Origin of the sequence: Chitinophaga sp. CB10, from assembly GCA_001870995.2 — a bacterium.
In the GTDB taxonomy this organism is placed as follows: domain Bacteria; phylum Bacteroidota; class Bacteroidia; order Chitinophagales; family Chitinophagaceae; genus Chitinophaga.
Window position 1 is genome coordinate 105,611 of sequence record MLAV02000018.1, and the last position, 23,962, is coordinate 129,572.

Annotated in this window: 17 protein-coding genes; 7 read left to right on the forward strand and 10 right to left on the reverse strand. The window is 51.7% G+C overall.

Annotated features, from left to right (window positions below):
* Positions 1-25: 25 nt before the first annotated feature.
* Positions 26-373, forward strand: a complete 348-nt coding sequence (locus BOC67_RS21520) for a DUF488 domain-containing protein (RefSeq protein ID WP_291913490.1) — start codon at positions 26-28, stop codon at positions 371-373.
* On the opposite strand, the gene BOC67_RS21525 is transcribed toward BOC67_RS21520, so the two are convergent.
* From BOC67_RS21525 to BOC67_RS21535, 3 genes are read right to left on the reverse strand one after another with little or no spacing between them, the layout of a single operon-like run.
* Positions 370-963: a bifunctional precorrin-2 dehydrogenase/sirohydrochlorin ferrochelatase gene (locus BOC67_RS21525; RefSeq protein ID WP_291913493.1), complete on the reverse strand. Its 594-nt coding sequence runs from the start codon at positions 961-963 to the stop codon at positions 370-372. The genes BOC67_RS21520 and BOC67_RS21525 overlap by 4 nt on opposite strands.
* Entirely contained in the window at positions 963-1,739 is a 777-nt protein-coding gene (gene cobA, locus BOC67_RS21530) for a uroporphyrinogen-III C-methyltransferase (protein WP_291913495.1), read from the reverse strand. Before cobA ends, BOC67_RS21525 begins: the two co-directional genes overlap by 1 nt.
* A 51-nt stretch (positions 1,740-1,790) precedes the next feature.
* Positions 1,791-3,902: a nitrite reductase gene (locus tag BOC67_RS21535; protein ID WP_291913497.1), complete on the reverse strand. Its 2,112-nt coding sequence runs from the start codon at positions 3,900-3,902 to the stop codon at positions 1,791-1,793.
* Between the two features lie 768 nt (positions 3,903-4,670).
* Between BOC67_RS21535 and BOC67_RS21540 the strand changes: the two genes are divergently transcribed.
* The 3 genes from BOC67_RS21540 to BOC67_RS21550 all read left to right on the forward strand — a co-directional run bounded on the left by BOC67_RS21540 (position 4,671) and on the right by BOC67_RS21550 (position 6,531).
* Positions 4,671-4,847, forward strand: a complete 177-nt coding sequence (locus tag BOC67_RS21540) for a hypothetical protein (RefSeq protein ID WP_291913499.1) — start codon at positions 4,671-4,673, stop codon at positions 4,845-4,847.
* Between the two features lie 34 nt (positions 4,848-4,881).
* Positions 4,882-5,541: a hexitol phosphatase HxpB gene (hxpB, locus tag BOC67_RS21545; protein WP_291913501.1), complete on the forward strand. Its 660-nt coding sequence runs from the start codon at positions 4,882-4,884 to the stop codon at positions 5,539-5,541.
* 225 nt (positions 5,542-5,766) lie between these two features.
* Positions 5,767-6,531 (forward strand): cyclase family protein, encoded by a 765-nt coding sequence (locus BOC67_RS21550; RefSeq protein ID WP_291913503.1) that lies wholly within the window; start codon positions 5,767-5,769, stop codon positions 6,529-6,531.
* A 147-nt stretch (positions 6,532-6,678) separates the two neighbouring features.
* Here the strand turns inward: BOC67_RS21550 and rpsA are convergent, their stop codons facing one another.
* On the reverse strand, positions 6,679-8,562 hold the full coding sequence (gene rpsA / locus BOC67_RS21555; RefSeq protein ID WP_291913505.1) for a 30S ribosomal protein S1: 1,884 nt from the start codon (positions 8,560-8,562) through the stop codon (positions 6,679-6,681).
* A gap of 384 nt (positions 8,563-8,946) precedes the next feature.
* Here rpsA and BOC67_RS21560 point away from each other — a divergent pair, with 384 nt between their 5' ends.
* The gene (locus BOC67_RS21560; protein ID WP_291913507.1) at positions 8,947-9,822 is read left to right on the forward strand and encodes a rhomboid family intramembrane serine protease; all 876 of its coding nucleotides are present in this window, start codon (positions 8,947-8,949) and stop codon (positions 9,820-9,822) included.
* Between the two features lie 75 nt (positions 9,823-9,897).
* Positions 9,898-11,115 carry a 4-hydroxy-3-methylbut-2-enyl diphosphate reductase gene (locus BOC67_RS21565; protein WP_291913509.1) on the forward strand — a complete coding sequence of 406 codons (1,218 nt, stop codon included), beginning with the start codon at positions 9,898-9,900 and terminating at the stop codon, positions 11,113-11,115.
* A 268-nt stretch (positions 11,116-11,383) separates the two neighbouring features.
* Here BOC67_RS21565 and BOC67_RS21570 read toward each other — a convergent pair whose 3' ends face one another.
* From BOC67_RS21570 to BOC67_RS21595, 6 genes are all read right to left on the reverse strand, one after another.
* The gene (locus tag BOC67_RS21570; RefSeq protein WP_291913511.1) at positions 11,384-12,148 is read right to left on the reverse strand and encodes a LytTR family DNA-binding domain-containing protein; all 765 of its coding nucleotides are present in this window, start codon (positions 12,146-12,148) and stop codon (positions 11,384-11,386) included.
* A 20-nt stretch (positions 12,149-12,168) separates the two neighbouring features.
* Positions 12,169-14,121, reverse strand: coding sequence for a tetratricopeptide repeat protein (locus BOC67_RS21575; RefSeq protein ID WP_291913512.1), 1,953 nt, complete (start codon positions 14,119-14,121; stop codon positions 12,169-12,171).
* Between the two features lie 228 nt (positions 14,122-14,349).
* On the reverse strand, positions 14,350-15,519 hold the full coding sequence (locus tag BOC67_RS21580) for a glycosidase (protein WP_291913513.1): 1,170 nt from the start codon (positions 15,517-15,519) through the stop codon (positions 14,350-14,352).
* Between the two features lie 13 nt (positions 15,520-15,532).
* On the reverse strand, positions 15,533-17,359 hold the full coding sequence (locus tag BOC67_RS21585; RefSeq protein ID WP_291913514.1) for a sodium:solute symporter family protein: 1,827 nt from the start codon (positions 17,357-17,359) through the stop codon (positions 15,533-15,535).
* A gap of 148 nt (positions 17,360-17,507) precedes the next feature.
* A complete protein-coding gene (locus BOC67_RS21590) occupies positions 17,508-19,025 on the reverse strand; it encodes a SusD/RagB family nutrient-binding outer membrane lipoprotein (protein WP_291913515.1) in 1,518 nt (505 codons plus the stop codon).
* A gap of 21 nt (positions 19,026-19,046) precedes the next feature.
* The gene (locus BOC67_RS21595; RefSeq protein ID WP_291913517.1) at positions 19,047-22,172 is read right to left on the reverse strand and encodes a SusC/RagA family TonB-linked outer membrane protein; all 3,126 of its coding nucleotides are present in this window, start codon (positions 22,170-22,172) and stop codon (positions 19,047-19,049) included.
* A gap of 337 nt (positions 22,173-22,509) precedes the next feature.
* Here BOC67_RS21595 and BOC67_RS21600 point away from each other — a divergent pair, with 337 nt between their 5' ends.
* Positions 22,510-23,385 (forward strand): AraC family transcriptional regulator, encoded by an 876-nt coding sequence (locus tag BOC67_RS21600; protein WP_291913523.1) that lies wholly within the window; start codon positions 22,510-22,512, stop codon positions 23,383-23,385.
* Positions 23,386-23,962: the final 577 nt, after the last annotated feature.

Below are 23,962 nucleotides of genomic sequence, written 5' to 3' on the forward strand. Positions count from 1 at the left end.
TAAGGAGATAAGGGGTTATTACTGTATGATACAGATTAAGCGCGTGTATATGCAGTATAGTGAAGAGGACGGTTACCGCGTGCTGGTGGACCGTCTGTGGCCACGGGGCCTCTCCAAAGAGAAGGCCCATGTGGATGAGTGGCTCAAAGAGATAGCACCCAGCAATGAACTCCGGAAGTGGTTCAATCATGATCCGGAGCGCTATCCGGTTTTTAAACAACGGTATGAAAAAGAACTCGAGTCGCACGAAGACCTGTTGCAGGAACTCCGTAAAAAAGCGGCGCATGGCCGGGTAACATTATTATATGGCGCCAAAGATGAAAAGCATAACCAGGCAGTAGCGCTGGCGGAAATCCTGAAAAAGAAGCATTAAAGCTCTTTGGTGTCCGGGTCTACCAGCACATCGGTAATACTGTTGAGCTTCTTCACTTTGGCGGCAAAATCGCCTTTTAGTTTGTCCCTGATCAGGTGCAGTTTGTTCAACACTTCATCCAGCGTATCGGGAATGGCTTCCTGCAATACCTGTTTGAGGCGTTTGGCCACGGTCGGGGATTTCCCGTTGGTGGAGATGGCAATTTTCAGGTTGCCTTTCTGCACGATGGAGCCCAGGTAAAAATCACATAATTCCGGTGTGTCCGCCACGTTGATCAGCACTTTGCTGCACTTCGCCTTTTCCCAGACGCATTGGTTCAGCTCCCGGTTGTTGGTAGCGGCAATGACGAGGTCCTTCCCGAACAGGTCGCCGCAGGAGAAAGGCTTTTCTACCAGTTCCACATTGGCGTATTGTTTGGCGAGGGCTTTCAGCTCCGGCAGAAATGCCAGGGACACCACTGTAATCGTTGCTTCCGGGCTGTTTTGCAGCATTGCATTTACTTTTTCCAACCCTACATTTCCTCCGCCCACTACCAATACATGGAGGCGGTGCAACTTAAAGAATACGGGAAACAACTGATTTTCTTCCATTATACTGCGATTTTTAAACCTTCGGACACCCTGGTCTGCAGGGCCTGGAACGCCTCGTGGAAGCGTACCACCTCCCCTATCACAATGATAGCAGGGTTGTGCAGTTGCTGCGCTTCGGCGATGCTGACCAGGTCGGCCACATTACCTGCGCCCAGCTTCTGATCGGGCAGGGTACCGTTTTGAATGATGGCGGCAGGGATATTGCCTTTGCCGGCCGCTTCGTAGATACCTGCAATTTCATGCAGCTTGCTCATACCCATGAGGATTACCACGGTTGTATTGGCAGCGATCGCATGTTCGAGGTCGCGGGAGAGGTTACCGTTCCTGGTGTTGCCGGTAATCACCCAAAACCCTTCGCTGATATTTCTTGCGGTAACGGGAATCTTATTCATTCCCGGTACCGCGATAGCACTTGTTATTCCGGGAATCACCTCCGTAGCAATACCGAATTGCTGCGCGAAGGCGATTTCTTCTGAACCACGGCCAAACACGAAGGAGTCGCCCCCTTTCAGCCTTACCACACTGCCGTAAGTCAGCGCATACTTAACAATCATGCGGTTGATCTCTTCCTGCGGGTACACATGCATTCCGGCACGTTTACCTACAAACCGGCAGAGGCAATCAGCGGGCGCATGTTCCAGTAATTCGTTATTGGACAGTGCATCATAAAGAATTACCCGGGCGTTCTGAATAGCCTTTAACCCCTTTACCGTGATCAGTTCCGGATCACCAGGTCCGGCGCCTACGAGGGTGAGTTTCGGTTGTATATGTTGCATGATTGTAAGTTTTAGAAAGATAGAAAAAATTATTGATCCTTTACTGCCACATTATGCCTGTACGGTAGCGGCTTTCTGTACGCGGAAAGCCTGTGCCGCCTTGTAGAAGTCTGCCGCCTGCTGGTAATAAGCCCTGGCGAAAGTTTCCGTAGGCTCGTTACTGTTAATCTGCAACACGAGGGATTTGAAATCCGTATCGAAGCTGAACAGGCCGGTAGCTACAAAGTTTTTGTCGAAATCGTTGAGGATACCGATCTGCGTGTTACAAGCGATGCCTTCGCCCAGCAGCAGCGCTTTGGCTGCCTGTACGAAAGTGGAATAGGCGTGGTAGATGCCATCTGCAAACGCGCCTTTTTCAAACGCTTCATTACCCAGTTCCAGTTTTTCTTCCGCTTCAAACAGCAGGGTAGCTACGAGGTCGATCACCACGCCGGCGCACTCACCCACGCCGATGGCGGTGGCAAACTGTTGCGCCTGGCCCCAGTCGATGAAGGCTTCATCGGTGAGGGTGCTGAGGTCAGCCAGTGGTTTCAGCAGTTCATAGAAATATTTTTCGCCCTGGCGGTCGTAGTATTCGTTGAATTTTTCGTTGTCGGCGCCGTTGATCTCGTAGTCGTGCAGCAGGGTGCGGAGTACGTCCGGACCGCGGCGGCTGGGCACTTTGATCACTTTGTCGGCTACACGGCCTTCGCCGTTACCGAGGATACCGCCACCTAACAGTACCTGCAGGGCAGGCAGCGTTTTGCCGGCGCTTTTCAGGGAGCTGCCATGGAAGCCGATGCTGGCGATACCGTGCTGGCCGCAGGAGTTCATACAGCCGCTGATTTTTATTTTGATATCCTTATTGTGTACCAGGTCAGGAAACTCAGCGCTGATCACATTTTCCAGGGCTTCGGCGATGCCGGTGCTGCTGGAGATGGCCAGGTTACAGGTATCAGTACCAGGGCATGCGGTGATATCAGCCACGCTGTCGAAACCAGCGGCGGCAAAGCCTTCCGCTTCCAGCACGCTGTACACATAAGGCAGGTGTGCCGGCAGGATGTATTTGAGCAGCAGGCCCTGGTTAGCGGTAACGCGCACATCGTCCGCAATTACCGGGCGCAGCGCCTCGATGAGGTTGCGGCTCACGGTGGAGGAGATATTACCCAAAGGTACTTTCACGTATGCGGCGAAGTAGCCTTTTTGTTTTTGTTCGAAAACGTTGGTGGCTTTCCAGGTTTCGAATTTTTTCGGATCGCGGATGGTAAAGGCCGGCACAGTACCGACAACAGGCGGTTCTGTGGCTTTGAAGCCTTCGTAATCCACTTTCAGGGATTTATTTTTTACGGCTTTGTATTCTTCTTTTACGAGGCGGTCAAACTCTTCCCAGCCCAGCTTTTGCACGAGGAATTTCATCCTGGCTTTGTGCCTGCTGGTTCTTTCGCCGTAGCGGTCGAATACGCGGAGTACGTTTTCGATATAAGGGATGAGCTGATCTTCTTCCAGGAATTCGAAAGCGGTTTTGGCGAGGAAAGGCTGCGCGCCGAGGCCGCCGCCTACCAGTACTTTAAAGCCCCGAACGGTTTTACCGTTCACTTCCTTTATTTTGGGAATCATGCCGAAGTCGTGCATGAAAGCCCAGGCGGTATCTGCCTCGCTGGAAGAGAAAGCGATTTTTATTTTGCGGCCCATATCCTGGCAGATGGGATTGCGCAGGAAGTAGCGGAAAGTGGCGTCCGCGTAAGGCGTTACGTCAAATGGTTCTTCCGGATCGATGCCGGCGCGGTCGGATGCGGTGACGTTACGAACGGTGTTACCGCAGGCTTCGCGGATGGTGACATCGTCCTGCTCCAGTTTAGACCAGAGTTCAGGCGTTCTGTCCAGACTCACGAAATGCACCTGCACATCCTGGCGGGTGGTCAGGTGGAGGTTTCCGGTAGAATATTCGTCGGAGATATCAGCGATGCGTTTCCACTGCTGCAGCGTCATTTTACCGTAGGGGAGTTTGATACGCACCATCTGCACGCCTTGCTGGCGTTGGCCGTACACGCCGCGCGCGAGGCGGAGACTGCGGAACTTCTCTTCAGGGATGCTGCCTTCGCGGAAAAGGCGGATCTTTTTTTCCAGCTCAATGATATCGCGTTCTACGATCGGATTTTCGAGTTCTGTTCTGAAGCTTTGCATAACAAATATTTTCTGGTGGTGGTAGATTGCTGAATTTGATTTGGCGAAAGGGCTTTTGGCTGTCTGCTCTACAAAAAAGCCCCCGGGTCTTTTCCGGAGGCCAGTTTATTTATAATCAGTTCATGAATGGTACATGATCATAATGCGCACGCCTCCCGGGTCATTGACATCCAACAACATGCGACAAACTTCCTTATCCGTCTATTACCCATATTCCCTATAATTTTAGTAGAGTAATACAAAGATATAGGACGGGGCTATCATTCCAAAACTTTTTTTAATAAAAAATGGGGGTGTTCGTTAGATAATATTCAAAAAATAAAAGGGGGAAAAACCGGCCGGCGATGGCGGGGCGGAAAGCGGCTGCTCCGGGATGCAATACCAGCAAGGGATTCAGGTGGCGGGGCGGTTCAAAAACAGCGCGATGAAGGGCCGGGCCGCATAACCTATCATTATGGGTAATAACTTATTGTTATAGCCTGAGGGGGGATGGAGGGGTGGAATGGAGGGGATGGAAGGTGGGGGATGGGGGATGGGAGATAGTGGAACGGAGGGTATGGGAGAAAATGGAACGGAGGGTATGGGATAGTAGAACAGAGGGTATGGAAGATAGTGGAACGGAGGGTATGGGAGAAAATGGAACGGAGGGTATGGGATAGTAGAACGGAGGGTATGGAAGATAGTGGAACGGAGAGTATGGGAGATAGTGGAACGGAGAGTATGGGAGATAGTGGAACGGAGGGTATGGGAGATAGTGGAACGGAGAGAATGGAAGATAGTAGAACGGAGGGTATGGAAGATAGTGGAACGGAGGGTATGGAAGATAGTGGAACGGAGGGTATGGAAGATAGTGAAACGGAGGGTATGGAAGATAGTGGAACGGAGGGTATGGGAGATAGTGGAACGGAGAGAATGGAAGTGCTTGAACGGAAAACCCGGGAATAAGAAAAAGGTTAACTTTGCGGCGCAAATGGGAACTATGATCAATACAGTTATATTTGATATGGATGGCCTGCTGGTAGACTCCGAACCGCTCTGGGGGCTGGCCATGCAGGATGTATTTCAGTCGGTGGGTGTGCAGCTCACGCCGGACCTCTGGCACAAAACGACAGGGCTGCGGACCAAGGAAGTAGTAAACTACTGGCATAATCATTTTAAATGGACCGGCAAGAGCGAGGAGCAGGTGACGGATGAGATCATTTCCCGGGTAATCGGGATGATCATTGCGGAAGGCAGGTCCATGGAGGGATTACATTATATACTGGACTTCTTTAAGGAGCGGAAATTCAAGATCGGGCTGGCCTCGTCGTCCCCGAAGCGGTTGATTGACGCGGTGATAGCGCATCTGGGCATCCGCGATTATTTCCAGGCGGTGACTTCTGCGGAATTTGAGGACTACGGCAAGCCGCATCCGGCCGTGTACCTGGCCTGCGCAAAGGCGTTGGGAAGCAGCCCGCTCGAATGTATAGCGTTTGAGGACAGCGTTACCGGCATGACTGCCGCCAAAGCGGCCCGCATGATCACGGTAGTGGTGCCGGAGCCGCATAACCGGCAGGACCCGCGTTATGCCCTGGCCAACCTGCGGCTTAACTCCCTATTGGAGTTTAACGACGCAAAACTGCTGGCGGTTCAGCATTAAGCAACCTGCGGGCTTAAAAGGCAAATCAGCTGACGGTACAGCATAAACGACTCAACCGGAATTCAACAACGCAGCACTGCCGACAGTACAGCCTAACGAATCCGCTGGAGTTAAAACGCAAAACCGCCGGCTCCATAAAACTACCGCCGCCTCCCCTGCCAGGCGGGGCGGCTCCAAATCCCTGCAACGACCATTGCAATTCCATCAACCAGCGCAATTCATCTTATGAAAATCGTAGACCTCTCTAAAACAATTGCTTACAACAAGCAGGACCCCTGGTTTATGCGGATCAAGATCAAGCATAAACCCCACCGTAAAAGCAAAGGATTAATACGTTTTTTTATCGGCCTGCCGGCAAAGCTCTTCCCGCGCGGGTTTGAGGGCTGGGCGGACGATAAGATAACCGGTATGGGCGTACATGCGGCCACGCATATAGACGCGCCCTGGCATTATTCCCCGACGGTAAATGGCCAGTCGGCCAAAACCATTGACGAAATTCCGCTGGAATGGTGCTATGGGGACGGCGTGGTGCTGAACATGACCCACAAGGCCGACTTTGAGGAGATCACCCTGGCGGACGTACAGGCGGATATCGCGCGGACGGGCGTACAGATAAAACCCGGCACCATTGTCTTAATCCATACCGGCCGGGATAAGTACATCGGCACAAAGGAATACCCCATGCGGGGCACGGGTATGAGCGCAGAGGCTACCCACTGGCTGATAGACCAGGGCGTGAAAGTGATGGGGATTGACCAGTGGGGATTTGACCTGCCGCTGAAATACATGGCTGAAAATGCGAAAAAACTCGGGAAAAACGACTATTTCTGGCAGGCGCACCTGGTGGGCCAGCAGAAGGAATATTGCCATATGGAGCAGTTGGTGAACCTGGGAGCGTTGCCGCCTTCCGGATTTAAGGTGAGCGTGTTTCCGCTGAAGATCAAAGGGGCCAGTGCCGCGCCGGCAAGGGTAGTTGCGATATTTGAGTAAGGAAGCGGCCTTTTACCAGGCGCGCCGGCGCAATGCCGCCGTTGCTACGGTAAAATCAGCCCTGCCCGGCATCCATAAAAACGGCATCCATAAAAAAAGCCCGCCTCTTCACGAGACGGGCTTTTTCAATTATGCTAAGAAACGATCTTACTGTGCAGATTTCTCTTCACCACCTTCAGACTGTTTCAGTTTTTCGCGCAGTTCTGCGAGCGCACCCAGATCGCCTAAAGTAGCTTTTTCTACTTTACCCTGGATGTTTTTCACAGCTTTACGGGTTTTGTCAGCTTCCGCGCGTTTTTCTTTCACGATAGCTTCTTTCTCTTCAGCCTGAGCTTTTTCCCAAACGCGGGTGTGAGAAACCAGGATACGTTTTTCGGAGCGATCGAATTCGATGATCATGAATTCTTTCACGTCTTCCACGTTGATTGGTTTGTCATCTTCAGTTCTCAGGTGACGGGCAGGAGCGTAAGCTTCCAGGCCGTACTGCAGCTGAACGGTAGCACCTTTTTCGTCTTTCTTCACAACGGTACCTTCGTGTACGGAGTTGATCGGGAAGATAGTTTCGAAGGTGTTCCAAGGATCCTCTTCGATCTGTTTGTGACCGAGGCTCAGCTTGCGGTTTTCTTTATCAATACCCAGGATCACTACGTCGATTTCGTTACCAACTTTAGTGTACTCGGACGGGTGGTTGAAACGTTTGATCCAGGACAGGTCGGAGATGTGGATCATACCACCGATACCGGTTTCCAGTTCAACGAACACGCCATAAGGAGTGATGTTTTTCACGATACCTTTGTGACGGCTGTCAACAGGGAATTTAGTTTCGATAGTAGCCCATGGGTCTTCTGTCAGTTGTTTGATAGACAGGGACATTTTACGCTCTTCTTTGCTCAGGGTTACCACCACTGCTTCGTATTCTTCGCCTAATTTGAAGAATTCCTTCGCGTTGATTGGGGTAGAAGCCCAGGAGATTTCAGATACGTGTACCAGACCTTCAACACCTGGCATGATTTCCAGGAATGCGCCGTAATCTTCGATGTTTACAACTTTACCTTTTACTTTAGCACCTTCAGTGATGGTAGCTGGTAAAGTATCCCAAGGATGCGGAGTCAGTTGTTTGTAGCCCAGGCTTATGCGACGTTTTTCGTCATCGAAGTCAAGCACAACAACGTTGATTTTCTGATCCATCTGGAGTACTTCGGATGGGTGAGAGATACGACCCCAGCTGATATCGGTGATATACAGCAGACCGTCCAGACCACCCAGGTCGATAAACGCACCGAAGTCGGTGATATTCTTGATGGTACCTTCCAGCACCTGGCCTTTCTCCAGTTTGCTGATGATATCCACTCTTTGTTGTTCGATATCGCTTTCGATCAGCGCTTTGTGGGAAACTACGGCGTTGCGGATGGTTTCGTTTACTTTCACCACTTTGAACTCCATAGTTTTGCCTACGAACTGATCGTAATCGGTAACTGGTTTCACGTCGATCTGAGAACCCGGCAGGAAGGTTTCCATACCGTAAACGTCTACGATCAAGCCGCCTTTGGTTTTGCTGGTAACGGTACCAGTAACCACTTCGCCGGTTTTGTAAACTTCCACGATTTTTTCCCATGCACGTTTCTGGCGAGCTTGTTTACGGCTCAGGTGCAGGTTACCATCGCGGTCTTCTTTTTCCACTACCAGTACTTCCACTTCGTCGCCGATTTTCAGACCTGGCAGATCACGGAATTCGTTCAGGGAGATCAGACCGTCGGATTTGAAGCCGATGTTGATCACTACGTCAGTATTAGTCAGACCTACTACAGTACCAGTCAGCAGACTGTTTTCTTCAAATACTTTGAAGGTACCTTCGTAAGTAGCATCATACTTAGCTTTTTCTTCTTTGCTGTAAGAAGAAACATTACGTTTGTCTACGCTCCAATCGAAATCGTCGTGAGCAGTAGCAACAGGTGCATTTTTTACCGCTGTTTCTACCGGAGTAGCCTGTTGTTCAGCGTTTTGTTCGTTAGGAATGTTGTTTTCGCTCATAAAATTTTTGTTTTGACCCGGAATACCCGGGCCCCCTTTTTAATTGGGACTGCAAAAATACGGAATTTCAGGGGTTTTTCCCGGAATTAACAGCAAATTATGAAACCATTCTCCCCCGCGTTCCGGAAACGGCTACCAGAGCGGATTCCCCGTTGCCCCGGCATACGCCGCCGGGCAGCGCCCCTGTTACCGCCAGACCCGGCCCGGCCGCGGCGCTGAATCTTCTCCCCCCACCCCAAAAAAAGTCCCAAAACAGAAGAACCAACCCTGCTAATATTTGTTTTAATTCGAATAAGAACTGAACAAAATATCTGACTTTTCAGGCCGCGGCATTTTTATTGCAGTGCAACCAAAATTCCCGGATTTTTATATTAATTTGTAGGTATGAACGGGACCTCTTTTCAATCGGATATTCGCTATTGGCTTAGGCAAGGGAACACAGTTAACCATCTGCTTTTCTGGAATATCATCGTATTCCTGGCACTGAACATTTTACGCCTGGTAGATATCATTTCGCAGAGCGGTATTTTCAACTGGGTGTACGACCAGGTAGCCCTGCATGCAAGCCCATCGGTATTTATTACCAAACCCTGGGGAATCATTTCGTATATGTTTGCCCATGTGGGCGTGCTGCATATTCTGTTCAATATGCTGAACCTGTTTTGGTTCGGGAATATTTTCAGGGAGATGTTGGGAAATCAGCGGGTACTGCCCGTTTATCTGCTCGGGGGCATCGCCGGCGGGCTGATTTACATGGGTTGCTACTTCCTCTTCGTCCAAAACGTGGATGCCGTAATGATCGGGGCCTCCGCCTCCGTAATGTGCCTGCTGGTGGCCGCAGCCACCCAGGTGCCCAACTACGAAATCGGCCTCATGTTCATCGGCTCCATCAAGCTGAAATGGCTGGCCCTGGCGCTGGTCGTAATCGGCATCATCACCATGTTTGACGGTAATTTCGGCGGGGTCATGTCCCACCTGGGCGGCGCAGCCCTGGGCTTCGTATATATCAAACTGTTACAGAACGGTACGGACCTCGCCCGGCCGCTGATCTGGCTCTTTTCTCCCGGCCAGCGCACCAGGGTACAACCGGCCGCAAAAAAATTCAAGCCTAAAAAATCGCCCCTCAAAGTGGTGAAAAAAGCAGAGGAAAACCCGCAGAGCCGCCTGGATCAACTGCTGGACAAGATCAATGAAAAAGGCTACAACAGCCTCAGCGCAGAAGAAAAAGCCTGGCTGGAAAAAATGAGCAAGGAAAAATAAGCCAAACAGGGCCAACACGGCCTTTCCCGATCATTTGATTAACTTTGCCAACAATTTATTGGCTCAACAAGACTCATGAAAACATTTAACGTTCCGGTGATATATCGCAGTCCGCTGATTACGGCTATCAAAAATAAACGTAAGCAGCAGGACCGCATGAAGAAAGACTTTACCCCTACCGTACTGGATTTCGGCCCGCTTAAAATACTCCTGGCCCGCCACTTCGGCTTCTGCTACGGGGTGGAAAACGCCATCGAAATCGCTTTCAGAACCGTAGACGAAAACCCGGACAAACGCATTTTCCTGCTCAGCGAAATGATCCACAACCCCCATGTAAACAACGACCTCCTCAGCAGGGGCGTGCGTTTCCTCATGGATACCGGCGGCAGGCAACTCGTGCCCTGGGAAGAGCTGCAGCCGGATGATATCGTGATCGTGCCCGCCTTTGGCACCACCCTGGAAATTGAAAAACACCTGGAAAGCCTGGGCATCGAACCGCTGAAATACAATACCACCTGCCCTTTCGTGGAAAGGGTATGGAATAAGGCCGAGCAGATCGGGGAAAAAAATTACACCGTCATCGTTCACGGCAAACCCAAACACGAGGAAACCCGGGCTACCTTCAGCCACAGTAAGGCTAATACCGCTACCATCGTGGTGAAGGACATGCAGGAAGCCATCGTGCTGGGAGAATTCATCACGGGCAAACGCCCCGCGTCCGATTTTGCGGCGACCTTCGCCGGGCAGTTTTCCGAAGGCTTCGACGTGGAGCGGGACCTGCAGCGGGTTGGCGTGGTCAACCAAACGACCATGCTGGCAACGGAAACCCAGGCCATCGCCGACTATATCAAAAATATTATGGTGGAAAAATACGGCCTCACGGAAGCGACCATCGGGGAACGCTTTGCCGACACCCGGGATACGCTTTGCTACGCCACCAACGATAACCAGACTGCCGTGACAGGCATGTTACAGGAGCCGGCGGACCTGGCCGTGGTAGTCGGCGGATACAACAGCTCCAATACCTCGCACCTGGTGGAGCTTTGCGAAGAAAAGCTGCCGACCTACTTTGTGTCCGACCCGGCGCAGCTGGCATCCCGTTCTTCCATCTACCACTACGACTTTCACCATAAACAGGAGCTGCACAGCGACCAGTTCCTGCCGGAAAAAGAACAGGTGACGATTTTGCTGACAAGCGGCGCTTCCTGCCCGGACGCATTAGTAGAAGGCGTTATACGTCGACTCCTCTCCTTCTATGACCTGGAACACCTGGCGGATGAGTTGGCTGTATAAAAAATTTTAATTTGTAAGCAAATCCCTCACAAGTATATAATGCAAAAAAGACACCTTCCGGTGTCTTTTTTCTTTGGGGCTAATCACGCTAGTAATGCAGAGAATAAAATCTTTATATAATAGTATTATTGAAATCGTAATACAAAGCTAAACTTTAGCTAAAACTCGCGCAACACCCAATTAATATCCGGTAGCAATTTTACTATAAGTGGTATAAAAACGTATAAATCTGGAATTCGCATTTCAGATTGATACTTAGGTTCTAATGCTAGAACTGCATTGCCTTTTTGAGGAATTCGGCTTTGCGTCTTCTGGACACTTCCACCTGCGTGCCATCGCTCATGAGGGCAAAACCGCCTTCGCCCTGGATGTAGGACTGCATTTGCTGCAGGTTGATCAGGTGGGAGTTGTGGACCCTGAAAAAGTCCACATCCGTGAGCAGTTCTTCAAACTCCTTGAGCGGGCGGGATACCATCAGGTTCTTTTTATCCGTAAAGAATATCTTCGTGTAGTTGCCGGTAGACTCGCACCGCACAATATTTTGCACGGACATAAACACCAGTCCGTTGATGGTAGGCAGAGCAATTTTCTTATGCGTTTGCTGCAGGGTTTTCATATTCTGTAAAAACACTTCCAGCGGCGAAGCGGCAGGGTCCTTGCTTTTGTTTGCCTGCTTTTCGCGGAACTTCTCCAGCGCATCCTGCAATTCCTTTACGCTAAAGGGTTTCAGCAGGTAGTCGAGCGCGTTGAACTTTATTGCTTTCAGGGCGTACTGCTCGTAGGCGGTGGTAAATATAACGTCGAAGGTTACCCGCTCATACTGGCGCAAGAGGTCAAACCCGTTCTGGTGCGGCATCTCCACGTCCAGGAATACCAGGTCCGGCTGCATTTCATCTATCATTTCGCGGGCTTCTTTCACGCTTTGAGCGGCCCCTATCACATTTACACCCGGGCATTTTTTCAGTAACATCGTTTGCAGCGCTTCAATACAGTGTTGCTCATCATCTACGATAATGGCTTTTATCTCACTCATTTATGTAGGTTTTAGGAAGTTCAGAAAATAAATTCTGCCGGTAATACAATGGTAACGCGGGTTCCGGTTGGCTCCCCGGCATCATTCCGGAGGTCCGTCACCTCCACGCTGGCGTCCTTATTGTTGATCTTACGGATCAGGTCAATGCGCCCCTGCGTTACTTTCATACCAACGGAATTATGCGTCTTACCTTTACGCTCTTTAATTTCCATGGCCTTCTGCCGGCCGATGCCATTGTCCTCAATGGTGCAGACCAGGCTGCGGCCGCTCAGCCGTATCCGGATATCCAGTTGCCCTTTTTCCGCCAGCTTATGCACCAGGCCGTGCCAGATGGCGTTTTCCACATAAGGTTGCAGGATCATGGGTGGGATCAGCACTTCCTCGTCGTTGATATCATCGGCCACCTCAATATGGTAATCAAAGATACCATTACATCTCAATGATTCAAGGTCCAGGTATAACTGTAAGGATTCCAGCTCTTTATTCAGCGGCACAAAGGTATGCTGGGTATTATCCTGGATCAGCCGCATGAGTTTGGAGAATTTGGTCAGGTAATCGCTCGCTTCTTCCTGGTTATTGCTCCAGATATACCGGTGGATGGAACTCAGGGAATTGAAGATAAAATGCGGGTTCATCTGCGAACGGAGGGAGCGCAGTTCCAGTTGCAGCCGCTGTTTGTTCTCTTCCAGGTTGCGGTGGCGGATGTAAAAGAAGCCGCCTACCGCCATCATCACGAGAAACGCGATCAGGGAGAAAATCAGCAGCACATTGCGTTTGGTGCGCATCTGCGCCATAATTTTGTCGTGTTCCAGGGTGCGGATCTGGTTATCTTTCAGGTCCACGTCGTATATGGTTTGCATCTGGTTAAGGGCCATGGCCGACTTCTCATCCAATATGCTATCCTTATACAACAGGGATTTATCCGTTGCTTCCAGGGATTTCCGGAAATCCCCGCTGCTTTTGTAATCCTCCGCCATGGCCTTGTAAGTATCCATGAGGATGGATTTGAATCCCCAATACGCGCTCAAACCGATGGCCTGCCGGAAGAACTGGTGGGCTTCTTCATGCTTGCCCTGGGCGCTCAGCAGCTTGCCGATGTTCATATAGCTTTCGGCGATATGCACTTTATCATCCACCTGGTCGTTGGCACGGAGGGCTTTTTGGAGGTATTCCATAGCCAGGGGATATTCCTTTTTTTCCTGGTAGGCGGAGCCCAGGCAGTTATAACAGATGACCATGCCGGTCACGTTCTTCAGCTTTTCGTTGATGGCAAGGGAGCTTTTATAGTACTGTATCGCCATGTCCAGCTTGCCCTGGCCCTGGTAGGCATAACCCAGGTTGCCAAGGTTGATGGCCATTCCCAGCGGGTTGTTACTTTCTTCTTCCAGCTTCAGGGCATGCTGGAACCGTTCGATGGCTTCGTCGTACTTCTTTTCCGTCAGCTGGATGTTGCCGATGCTGTTGGTGGCCACGCAGATGTTTTTCACATTCTGTATCCGCTCGGCGATCTGCAGGGCGGCGAAGTGGAAGTCGAACGCCTTCTGCAGCTTATCCTGCCGGCGGCAGTCCACGCCCGCGTTGTTGAGCGACTGGCACAGGAGCAGGGAATCTTTGGCTTCCCGGGCGTATTTCACGGCGCGCTCATGATAGTCTTCCGCGAGGATGTACTGGGATTTATTTCTTTTACTGGTGCCGAGTTCATTATAAGCGAGGGCCAGGCCTTTGGGGTATTTCAGCTGCTGGCTCAGCGCGATGGCTTCGAGGATGAATGCATTTTCAGTTTTGGTAGCGTCGAAGTAGCGGGCGGTAGTGCGGCCTTTGTCCAGCATGACCCGCACGGTGGCGGTATCCGGCCGCAGCTGGCGTACGGAATCCAGCAGGCGGAAAGTGATGACGGAGTCCTGTGCGCATACACGGGGCAAAGCTCCTAACAGGCAAAGGAGCAGGAGGCTACATACTGATTTGATTGACATTGACAGCAAGTTAGGAAAAAAGCGCTTTTTTTCATGGGGGTGGGGCTTTAAAGGATGGTTAAGGGTACAGGCGTAGCCGTGTCAGAAAAAGCAGGTATAGGGGTTGGGGGAAAAACTAATGCCGCTGCGCCACCAGTTGCACGGCCTGCGCGCTATAGCTGCCAATGCATTATGCCATGGCAGCAAGTTCGCGAACCTGCTGCCATGTTAAGGTAAACGTACCATGCATTACCGGTTCGCCTCAATGATGGCCATCACGGTATCTACGCTGGCGGCTGACCGGAAGCGGTCCGGCGCCGTGTTTTTCACATAGTCCAGCAGGCGGTCGATCGAGGATACCGCCACATGCATGCGGGTATCAGAGGAAGCATAATATATTAACACCCGGCCGTCGTCGTCAGCGATCCAGCCGTTGGAAAAAAGCACGTTGGATACATCTCCTGTCCTTTCCGGCCCTTCCGGCGCCATCAAATAGCCGGCGGGCTTATGGGTTACTTTGGTGATATCCCGGAGGTCCGTCATGAACATATATAATACATAGCGGAACCCGGCGGCGGTGTTACGCACACCGTGCGCCAGGTGCAGCCAGCCTTCAGCAGTTTTGATAGGGGCAGGCCCCTGGCCGTTTTTCAATTCACTGATGGTATGGTAGTGGCGGGGATCGATCACGGTTTCGGTAGTTACCACGGCCCGGGTCATATCTTTCGTATAGCCGATGGCGATACCACCGCCGGAACCGGCTTCGATGAAATTGTCCTGCGGGCGGGTATAGAGCGCATACTGCCCGTTTACAAACTCCGGGTGCAGCACTACGTTGCGTTGCTGGGGCGAGCTGGTAACGAGGTCCGGCAGGCGTTCCCACTGTTCCATATCGCGGGTGCGGATGATGCCGCATTGCGCAATAGCGGACGACATGTCGCCCGGCGCTGCAGCCGGATCTTTCCGTTCCGTGCAGAAGAGGCCGTAGATATAACCGTCTTCATGGGCGGTCAGGCGTACATCGTAGACGTTTACATCCGGGTCGCCGGTTTCCGGGATGCGCACCGGCGCCGGGCGGAATTGCCATTGCTGGATGCCATCCTTACTTTCTGCGATGGCGAAGAAAGACTTCCGGTCGGCCCCTTCCACGCGCACCATCAGCAGGTATTTATCCTGCCATTTGATAGCGCCGGCATTAAAGGTGGCGTTAATCCCGAAGCGCTCCATCAGGTAAGGGTTGCGGCCGGGGTTAAGATCGTAACGCCAATGCAGCGGGGTATGCGCTGCCGTTAGTATCGGGTAGCGGTACCGTTCGAAGATACCGTTGCCGGGCAGTATAGGTTCGTTTACCAAGGTTAGCAGCGCCGACTGCTCGCGTTGCAGGTCATTAAGCCGTTGACTGAATATTTCTTCTCGCATGCTCATTTTTTATTTACACTTCATTTTTTTCGAGGGAATTCCACCAGTATTTTTTCAGCAGCAACAGCGTTACCACCAGTATGGCTGCGGAAATGTACATGGGCGCCTGCTGTTGCAGCACGAGGTACATGGGCAATGCCATGAGGCAGAGCTGCGCGATAATACCGGTGACCACATTAAACATATCGCGGCCAAAATTGCGGTTGGGCTGCAAGGCCGGATTTTCCTGCCACATACGGCGCAGCACCGGCTGCCAAAAGCCCCAGGGGCGTACGTTATAATAAAACTGTTCGAGTACTTTTTGCTCCACCGGGGGCGTGGCCAGCGTGCCGGCAATACAACCCGCGAGGGAGATGATCAGGATAACGGGGAAGTACCAAAGGTTTAACCCCGTGAAGATATAAGGGCATACCAGCGCTGCGGCAATACCGGCCAGCATACCCCAGAAGAAGCCGTAGCCGTTGAAACGCCACCAGTACCACTTGAGCACGTTGGCTGCCACGTAACCGCCCCACAGGCCGGATACCAGCCATTGCAGCACGCTGTTCACATCTTTGGCAAACACCCCGATGATAATACTGGCGACCACTACGAGTATGCCGGAGAGATAGTTGATGCTGCTGATCTTACGGTTGCTTGCCTTTGGATCGATGTACTTCAGGTACACGTCGTTTACAATATACGCCTGCGCCGCGTTGAGCGTGCCGGCAAACGTACCTATGAAGGAGGCCAGCATGCCGGCTACCAGCAAGCCCATGACGCCTACCGGCGCAAAGCTGCTGATGGCCGCCGGCAATATTTTTTCGAAATCGATATGATCCCCCGTTTTGAGGTTGAGTTGTTTGTAGTAGATGAGCCCCAGTACGGCGAATCCGATGATCATCAGGTATCTTACCGGCATCAGTACGATGGATACAAAGCCGCTCATTTTTGCGGCCTCCTGCGGACTACGGGTGCTGAGGATCTTCTGCATGTCGTAGTTGGGCGCCGGGCCGGCCAGGCTTACCAGCAATCCTTTGAACACCATCATCATGAAGAAGGCGCCAAAAAGCGTATAGCCGTCACTGTTAATTTTTTCATTTACCTCGGGGATGATGCGGCTCCAATCCAGGTCCAGCTTCCATCCGAAGAAGGGGTTAAACCAACCTTCCGGCACGTTCAGCGCATGTACTGCGAGCGCGCGCATGGCGATGACGGCAATGATCACGGCCGCGGCGGTACGGATGACGTATTGTACGGCATCTGCCCACACAATACTGCTCATACCACCGAGTATGCTGTAAAAAACGGCGAAGAGCGCAAACGCAACGCCATAGAGATGCGGCACGTACTCCGGCTGCACGGTGAAAGGTACATACGGCGCAATGTTTTGCCAGGGTATGAATATCTCCATAAACTTGCCCAACCCTACAAAGCCATAGGCCATAAAGCCCAGGCAGCTGATCAGCGCAAATACCACCGTGATGGTATGCGATAAGGCGGCGTCGCGGCCATTGCCAAAACGGGTGATGATCCATTCAGCACCTGTGCTGACATTAGAGCGCCTCAGCCACGCACTCACGAATACCATCATGAACACCTGGTTGAAGATCGGCCATAGCCACGGTATCCAGATGCTTTTCATGCCATATACGAACGTCAGCGTTACCAGCCACATAGTGCCGGATATGTCAAACATATCGGCGGCGTTGGAAAGGCCCAGCATGTACCAGGGGAGCGACTTACCCCCCAGCATATACGCAGTTTTGTTTTGCTTTGCTTTTCTTCTTAATAAGAGTCCTATCAGAACAATAATTCCCAGGTAAATGCCGATGATTACCCAATCGATCAGTTGCAACATTGTTTTGGTTTTTGATCTTCACAAGTTACGAGGTGTTTGTACTTCGCGGACATATTTCCAGGACCTGTTTAGGATGTTTGATATGAAACCGCCGGGATTTAAGGCCCCGGCGGTTTTCCAGGAGATGAAACCATCCCCCGGAACGCTGCTATTGTTTATCCCACCAAACACGCGTCATATATTCATCCTTACCCTGGTTGGTAATGGCTGACTGAATACCTTTCGGATTGTTCACCTGCTCGCTGAGCATATAGGTGAGCCTGCGCGGAATTTGCCCGTTGGTAATATTTCCCGGGTAGTTCACCGGCGTGAGCGCAGGATAGCCGGTGCGGCGCCAGTTGGCGTGCGACTCCCAACCATTCAGGAAGGTAGCCACCCAGTACTGGTTGCCCAGGGCTTTGAGCTGGTCTGCAGCCGTAGCCGGGAACGGATTGGCGGCGAGGTAGGCCTGTATTTGCTGGGCGCTGATCACGCCATTGTCCCCATACATGGCCTGCTGTTTCATGGAATTGGTAACGGCGGCGGCGTACATGGCGGCGGCATCGCCGGTGGTCCATCCTTTCACGATCAGCTCCGCCTGCATGAGCTGCACTTCCGCCGGCGTCAGCAGGAAGGTAGGCGCCGTCAGCTGCAGGATGGTTTTGGTGTTGAGCGTGGAGAAATCTTTCAGCGGGATTGTTGGATAGGCCGCTTTGAAAGAGTTTGCATCCAGGCCGTTAGGCAGGCCTTTCTGGCTGGCGAGGGCGGTATCCCCGCTGACGGTGCTGACGAATACGCGGCGGCGCGGGTCGCCGGTGTTGGTCAGGTAATCCAGGAAGTATTTGCTGATCTTGATTTTTTCGTTGGCCAGGTCGTAGCTGTTAAACGTATAGGTGATGGGGTTAGCCACCGCATTTCTTTCCGCGGAATGCCTGATGGCGCACACATCTTCCGGGAGGGACATTACGCCGCCGGCCAGGGCTTTTGCCGCCCATTCCTTCGCTTTGGCGAGGTCCTGCTTCTCCATGCGGAGGGCGAGCTTCAGCATGAGGGAGTAAGCGAGTTTTTTCCATTTGGAGAGGTCGCCGTTATACACCACATCAGCGGTACCCAGCGGATTTTTAGCAGCGTCAAAAGCGGCCACTGCTTCGCTCAGCTCCTTCAGCATGTCCGCATAGATCTCGGACTGTTTGTTGTAGTCAGGCGCGAAGTTGCCGCTCACATAGCCTTTGCCGGCATCGAAGTAAGGCACGTCCCCGTAGGCGTCCGTCAGGCGCTGGAATACCAGCACCTTCCAGATCCTGGCGGCGCTGAGCAGGTTGACCTGTGCAGGATCGTTCTTCACAAATTCCATCAGCTGCACGATGTTGTTTACCAGCAACCCGTAGGAATCATCAAAGAGGTTGCCGGCGTTATCATTTTTCAGGTACTTATCCCCTTCCCCGCCGTCCAGCGTTTCCGTGGAGGCCAGCTGTTGCATGGCCATCATATCAAACGCCAGGTTGGTGCGGCGGATGCTGCCCCTGCCCAAAGTGGCGGTGGCTACCTCCGCGTTGCTCAGCATGGTGAGCGGGGGTACGCTGGTAGGGTTGTTCGGGTTCCTGTTCAGTTCTTCCAGGTCTTTGGTGCAGCTGGCAGCCAGCAGCATCAGGGAAGCGCCTATATGTGCGAGGTATTTTCTTTTCATAACATTTCTCATTAACAGTGATTAGAATTTAACACCGAGGTTAAAGCCGAAGCTTCTTACTGCCGGCATGCCCAGCATTTCAAATCCCTGGCCGCCGCCCGTAGTATAGCCGGATTCAGGGTCTACTACAGGCACATCTTTATAGATGGTAAACAGGTTGCGCGCCACGAAGGAGAGGTTTACCGCCTGGAAGGCGGAGCCTTTGATCCAGCGCTGCGGCAGGGAATAGCCCAGCACGATCTGGCGCAGCTTCACGAAGGAAGAGCTGTACACGAATTGCTCTGCGATGTTGTTGGCAACGAACTTATAGTAATCTTCCGCTGCTACTTTCACTGTGTTAGGCTTACCGTCTGCGGTTACGCCTTCGCCAATGATACCGCCTTCGCGGCCGGCGAGGGTTCCTTTCGCAAGGCCCTGGTACCAGGCGAGGTTGGTAGTACCGGAGAACATTTTACCGCCAAACTTACCATCGATGAGGAAGTCGAGCGACCATTGCCTGTAGGTGAAAGTATTGTTGAAGCCCATTACCATTGGCTGGATACCGTTGCCGAGCCGCGCTACCTTACCAGGGATTGGCAGGCCGTTATCGCCATAAACAATGCGGCCCTGCGCATCGCGGGTATAGGTGCTGCCGTAGAGTACGCCGTAAGGCTGGCCTACTTCCGCATATACGTAGGAGGGCACGCCGCCATCGCCCCAGAGGCCGGAGCGGTTCTGCGCGATTACCATGGACTGCTGGCCGTTGATGAGAGCTTTCACTTCGCTCTTGTTGTAAGCGAAGTTATAGCTGGTTTGCCATTTGAAATCCTTACTACGTACAGGCGTTCCCGTTAATAACAGTTCCACGCCGGTGTTGCCGATTTTAGCGGCGTTCATGTAGGTGCTGGTGAATCCGGAGGTGATGGAAATCGGTGAATTCAGGATGGCGTCCGTTACCTGGCGGCTGTACAGCGCGAGGTCGATACCCACGCGGCCATTGAAGAAGCGGGCTTCCAGACCGCCTTCGTAGGTAGTGGTGAGCTGCGGGTGCAGGTTGGCGTTAGGTACGGAGCTGGTACCGATACCGCCCAGCGGCACGCCGTTTAAGGAGTTTGGCAGGGAGTAGGTCAGGTTCAGCTGGTATGCCGCGATATCCTGATCGCTACCCGTCTGGGCCCAGGAGCCTCTTACTTTAGCGAAGCTGATCCACTCCGGCATTTTCCATGCGTCGGAGATGACGAAGCTGGCGCCTACAGAGGGATAGAAGATGTTGTTATTTTTCGGGTCCAGGGTAGAGAACCAATCGTTTCTGCCCGTGAGTGTTAAGTACAGGTAGTTATGAAATCCGAGTTCAGCAGATCCGAATACGGAGTTGATCTGGGATTCGGTCAGGTTGTAACCGCCGGATTTGTTGGTGGTATTACCAATGGCGTAAAAGCCGGGCACGATGAAGATATCGCCGCTGGCAGAAGTGTTGTTGCTGCTGCGCTTCATGGTGTTGCCGCCTACGAATGCGTTGATGGACCAGTTTTTACCGAAGCTGTTGTTATAGCCGGCCATCAGCTGGGCGTTGAACTCAGAGCGGTAGGCGTTGGACATACCGATCTGGCCTTTGGGATAGAAACCGATACCGTCCGACCAGAGGAATTGCCCCAGGGTGTTGGAGAAGTCCGTACCGGTGAGGAGGCGTGCGTAGAAGTGGCTGTCAAAATCGTATTTGATATCCGCAGAACCGATGAAGCGGTTGGATTTATCCCAGTTCGGCGTTTCATACGCCATGAAGTAAGGGTTAGCCCAGTAGTTATTGGTAGTCCAGAGGTTCTCCGAACGGTCCGCCTTACGCGGGTTGCTCCAATCGCGGATATCGTAGTTGGTAGGCATGAGGTAGGCTGCCACCGCGGCGTTCATGGTATAGTCGTTAAGCCATGGCCTGTTCTCCGCCTTTTCGCGGATATATTGCGCGTTGATGGTAGCGGTGAGGTTCTTACCTAATTTGGCGTTGGTGTTGAGGGTGAAGTTATTCCTGCGGATGCCGGCGTTAGGCATGATATCATGGTTATTCATATCGCCGAAGGAGAAGCGGAAGTTCAGGTTTTCGTTACCGCCGAGGAGGGCCACGGTGTTGGTGAAAGTATTACCGCCGTCGTAGAAATGTTTCACATTGTTTTTGCGGGCGGCGTAAGGTCTTTCCACGCCATCCCCCTGGATCACGCTGGAGCCGTCCAGTTTGGCGCCCCAGCTGGACCTGCCGGCAGCGAGGGCTTCGGCAGCGGTGGTTGGCTTTTTGCCGCCGGTACCGATACCGTATTCATACTGGTAATCTTTTGCGGTGTAGTCGATCGGGTTTTCGATGCTGTAGGTGCTGTTCAGCTCCACGCCGATGCCTTTACGCGCCGTTCCTTTTTTGGTGGTGATCACGATCACGCCATTGGAGGCTCTTGCGCCGTAGAGGGCGGCTGCGGTGTTACCTTTCAGTACCTCCATGGATTCGATATCATCGGGGTTGATGCTGCCGATGCCATCGCCGGCGTCCTTACCGCCGTACATGTTATCAATACTGCCTTTGTTGCCGGACACCATGGGGATACCATCGATCACGTAGAGCGGCTGGCTGGCGCCGAAGTCGCCCCCGCGCATTACCACGCGGCTGGAGCCTGACGCTCCCGTTACCGGTTTGGTTACGTTCACCCCGGCTACTTTACCTTGCAGGCCCCACATTACGTTAGCTTCGCGGGCTTTGGTAAAGGATTCGCCTTTCACCTGGGTGATGGCGTAGCCTAATACTTTATTTTCCTTTTTGATGCCCATGGCGGTTACCACTACGTCGCTGAGTTGGGTCAGCTGGTCCTGCAGTTTTACCTGCAGGGCGGTTTGGTTGCCTACGGGCACCTGGCGCGACTCGTATCCCATCATGGAAAATACGAGGGTGGCTGTTGGGGAGGCGTTGATGGTGAATTTACCATCCGCGTTGGTGACTACCCCGGTAACGGTACCTTTAACGGTAACGGTTACACCGGGAAGCGGTTCGTTCTTCTCATTGGTCACTGTGCCGCTTAGCTGCACCTTTTGCGCCCAGGCGGCGCCGGAGAAGGAGATGAGGAGGACGAGCGTTAAAGCTGCCAGCCGCCATTTCCTGAAAACTGAAGGGATAGTGTGCTGTAAATGCATAGAGCGATGTTTAATGGAATTGATAATTTTTTGTTGGTGTTGATCTGATTTTGTGTTGAATTTTAATAGCTCCAGCAGCTTGCATTCCGGTTGGCTTCATAACGATGGATACTGCATCAGAACATAAAACCAAAAGTATCCCATATTACCACTCAACACCGATACTTTTTTATCCCATATTTTACAAAACTGACATTTTACAGCGGCATCCAAGGCGCCATCATACCCTTAAAAGCCTATTCCAGCAGTACAATAACCCTCTCAGAAATATAACTTATCGTGATAATACTTTTAACACCAATTAATACTATATTTATACCATTATTATGTACACTTTATGCGTAAGACCCAGGCATATAAAGAGATCACTCCTTTAACGGAGCATGATTGTTTCATGATTTTCATTCGTGAAAAATCGACTTTCAATTTCCCTTTGCATTATCATGAGGAGTATGAATTGAACTTTATCCTGAACGCAGCGGGGGCCAAGCGGATCGTGGGGGATCATGTGGAGGAGATAGACGATATGGAGTTGGTATTGGTAGGTCCCAATGTGGAGCATGTGTGGATGGATCATCATTGTAAGTCCAAAAAGATTACGGAGGTGACGATACAGTTTCATGCGCAGTTGCTGGACGCGAAGTTCCTGCGGCGGAACCAGCTGAGTTTCATCCGTTCGTTGTTTGAGAATGCGAGCAAGGGCATTTCATTTTCCAGGGAGACGGTACAGTCGCTGAAACCACGGTTACTTGCCTTGCCGTATAAAACGGGATTTGATTCCGTATTGGAACTGCTTTCTATCCTGCACGACCTCAGCATATCCCGCAACATGCGGGTATTGAGCAGCGCCCCGGCGGAATCGCTGAATAATTATAACAGTCGCCGTATAGAAAAAGCCTTTGAATACATGCAGCAGCATTTTGACAAGGACATCGGGCTGCACGAACTGGCGAAGCATGTGAATATGACGCCGGTATCCTTAAGCCGGTTCATTAAAAAGCGTACCGGCAAGACGTTTATTGATAGTCTGAATGAAATCCGGATCGGGCATGCGAGCCGCATGTTGATTGATACGACGCATTCCGTGTCGGAGATTTGTTATCAATGCGGGTTTATGAATCTCTCCAATTTCAACAGGATATTTAAGAAGAAGAAGGGGAGCACGCCATCGGAGTTCAGGAGGAATTTCGCGGGGACGCGGACGTTTATTTAGCGTGCGGATTTTTTTCTCGCAGAGAGGCGTAAGGGGTGGTAGGGTCGCAAAGGATTGTGTTTTGTTATGAGATTTTGACACAGCTGATATTCTTTTTGTTGCAGTGGTAGGTAATGGACCACAGGGGTTTTGCGCGCTTTGCCCCTTATACATCTTTGCGAGAAACCCTCCGCGCGCTTTGCCCCTTAAAACCCTTTGCGAGAAACCCTTCGCGCGCTTTGCTCCTTAAAACCCTTTGCGAGAAACCCTCCGCCCTCCGCAAAAAGCGAAAGGGCGAAAGAATTCGCCCCTTCTTCCTATTAACCGAATACACCTACTGAAAATATGGAACTAATGTGCCTATAGCACTTCATTCCACATTAAGTTTGTTTCATCAAACGGTAATGGATACACTACAGTGTAATGAATATATAATACGATACAATTCAATAAATTAATTATACTACACAACGATCACAAACGCGCAGTGCTTTTCAGGATGGATAAGGTTTGGGGGTAGGAAATTCTTAAGGATCAGGAAAATTATCGGGATAACTACTCCTCAAAGGAAGTAATACCCGCAAATGTATAAAAGATT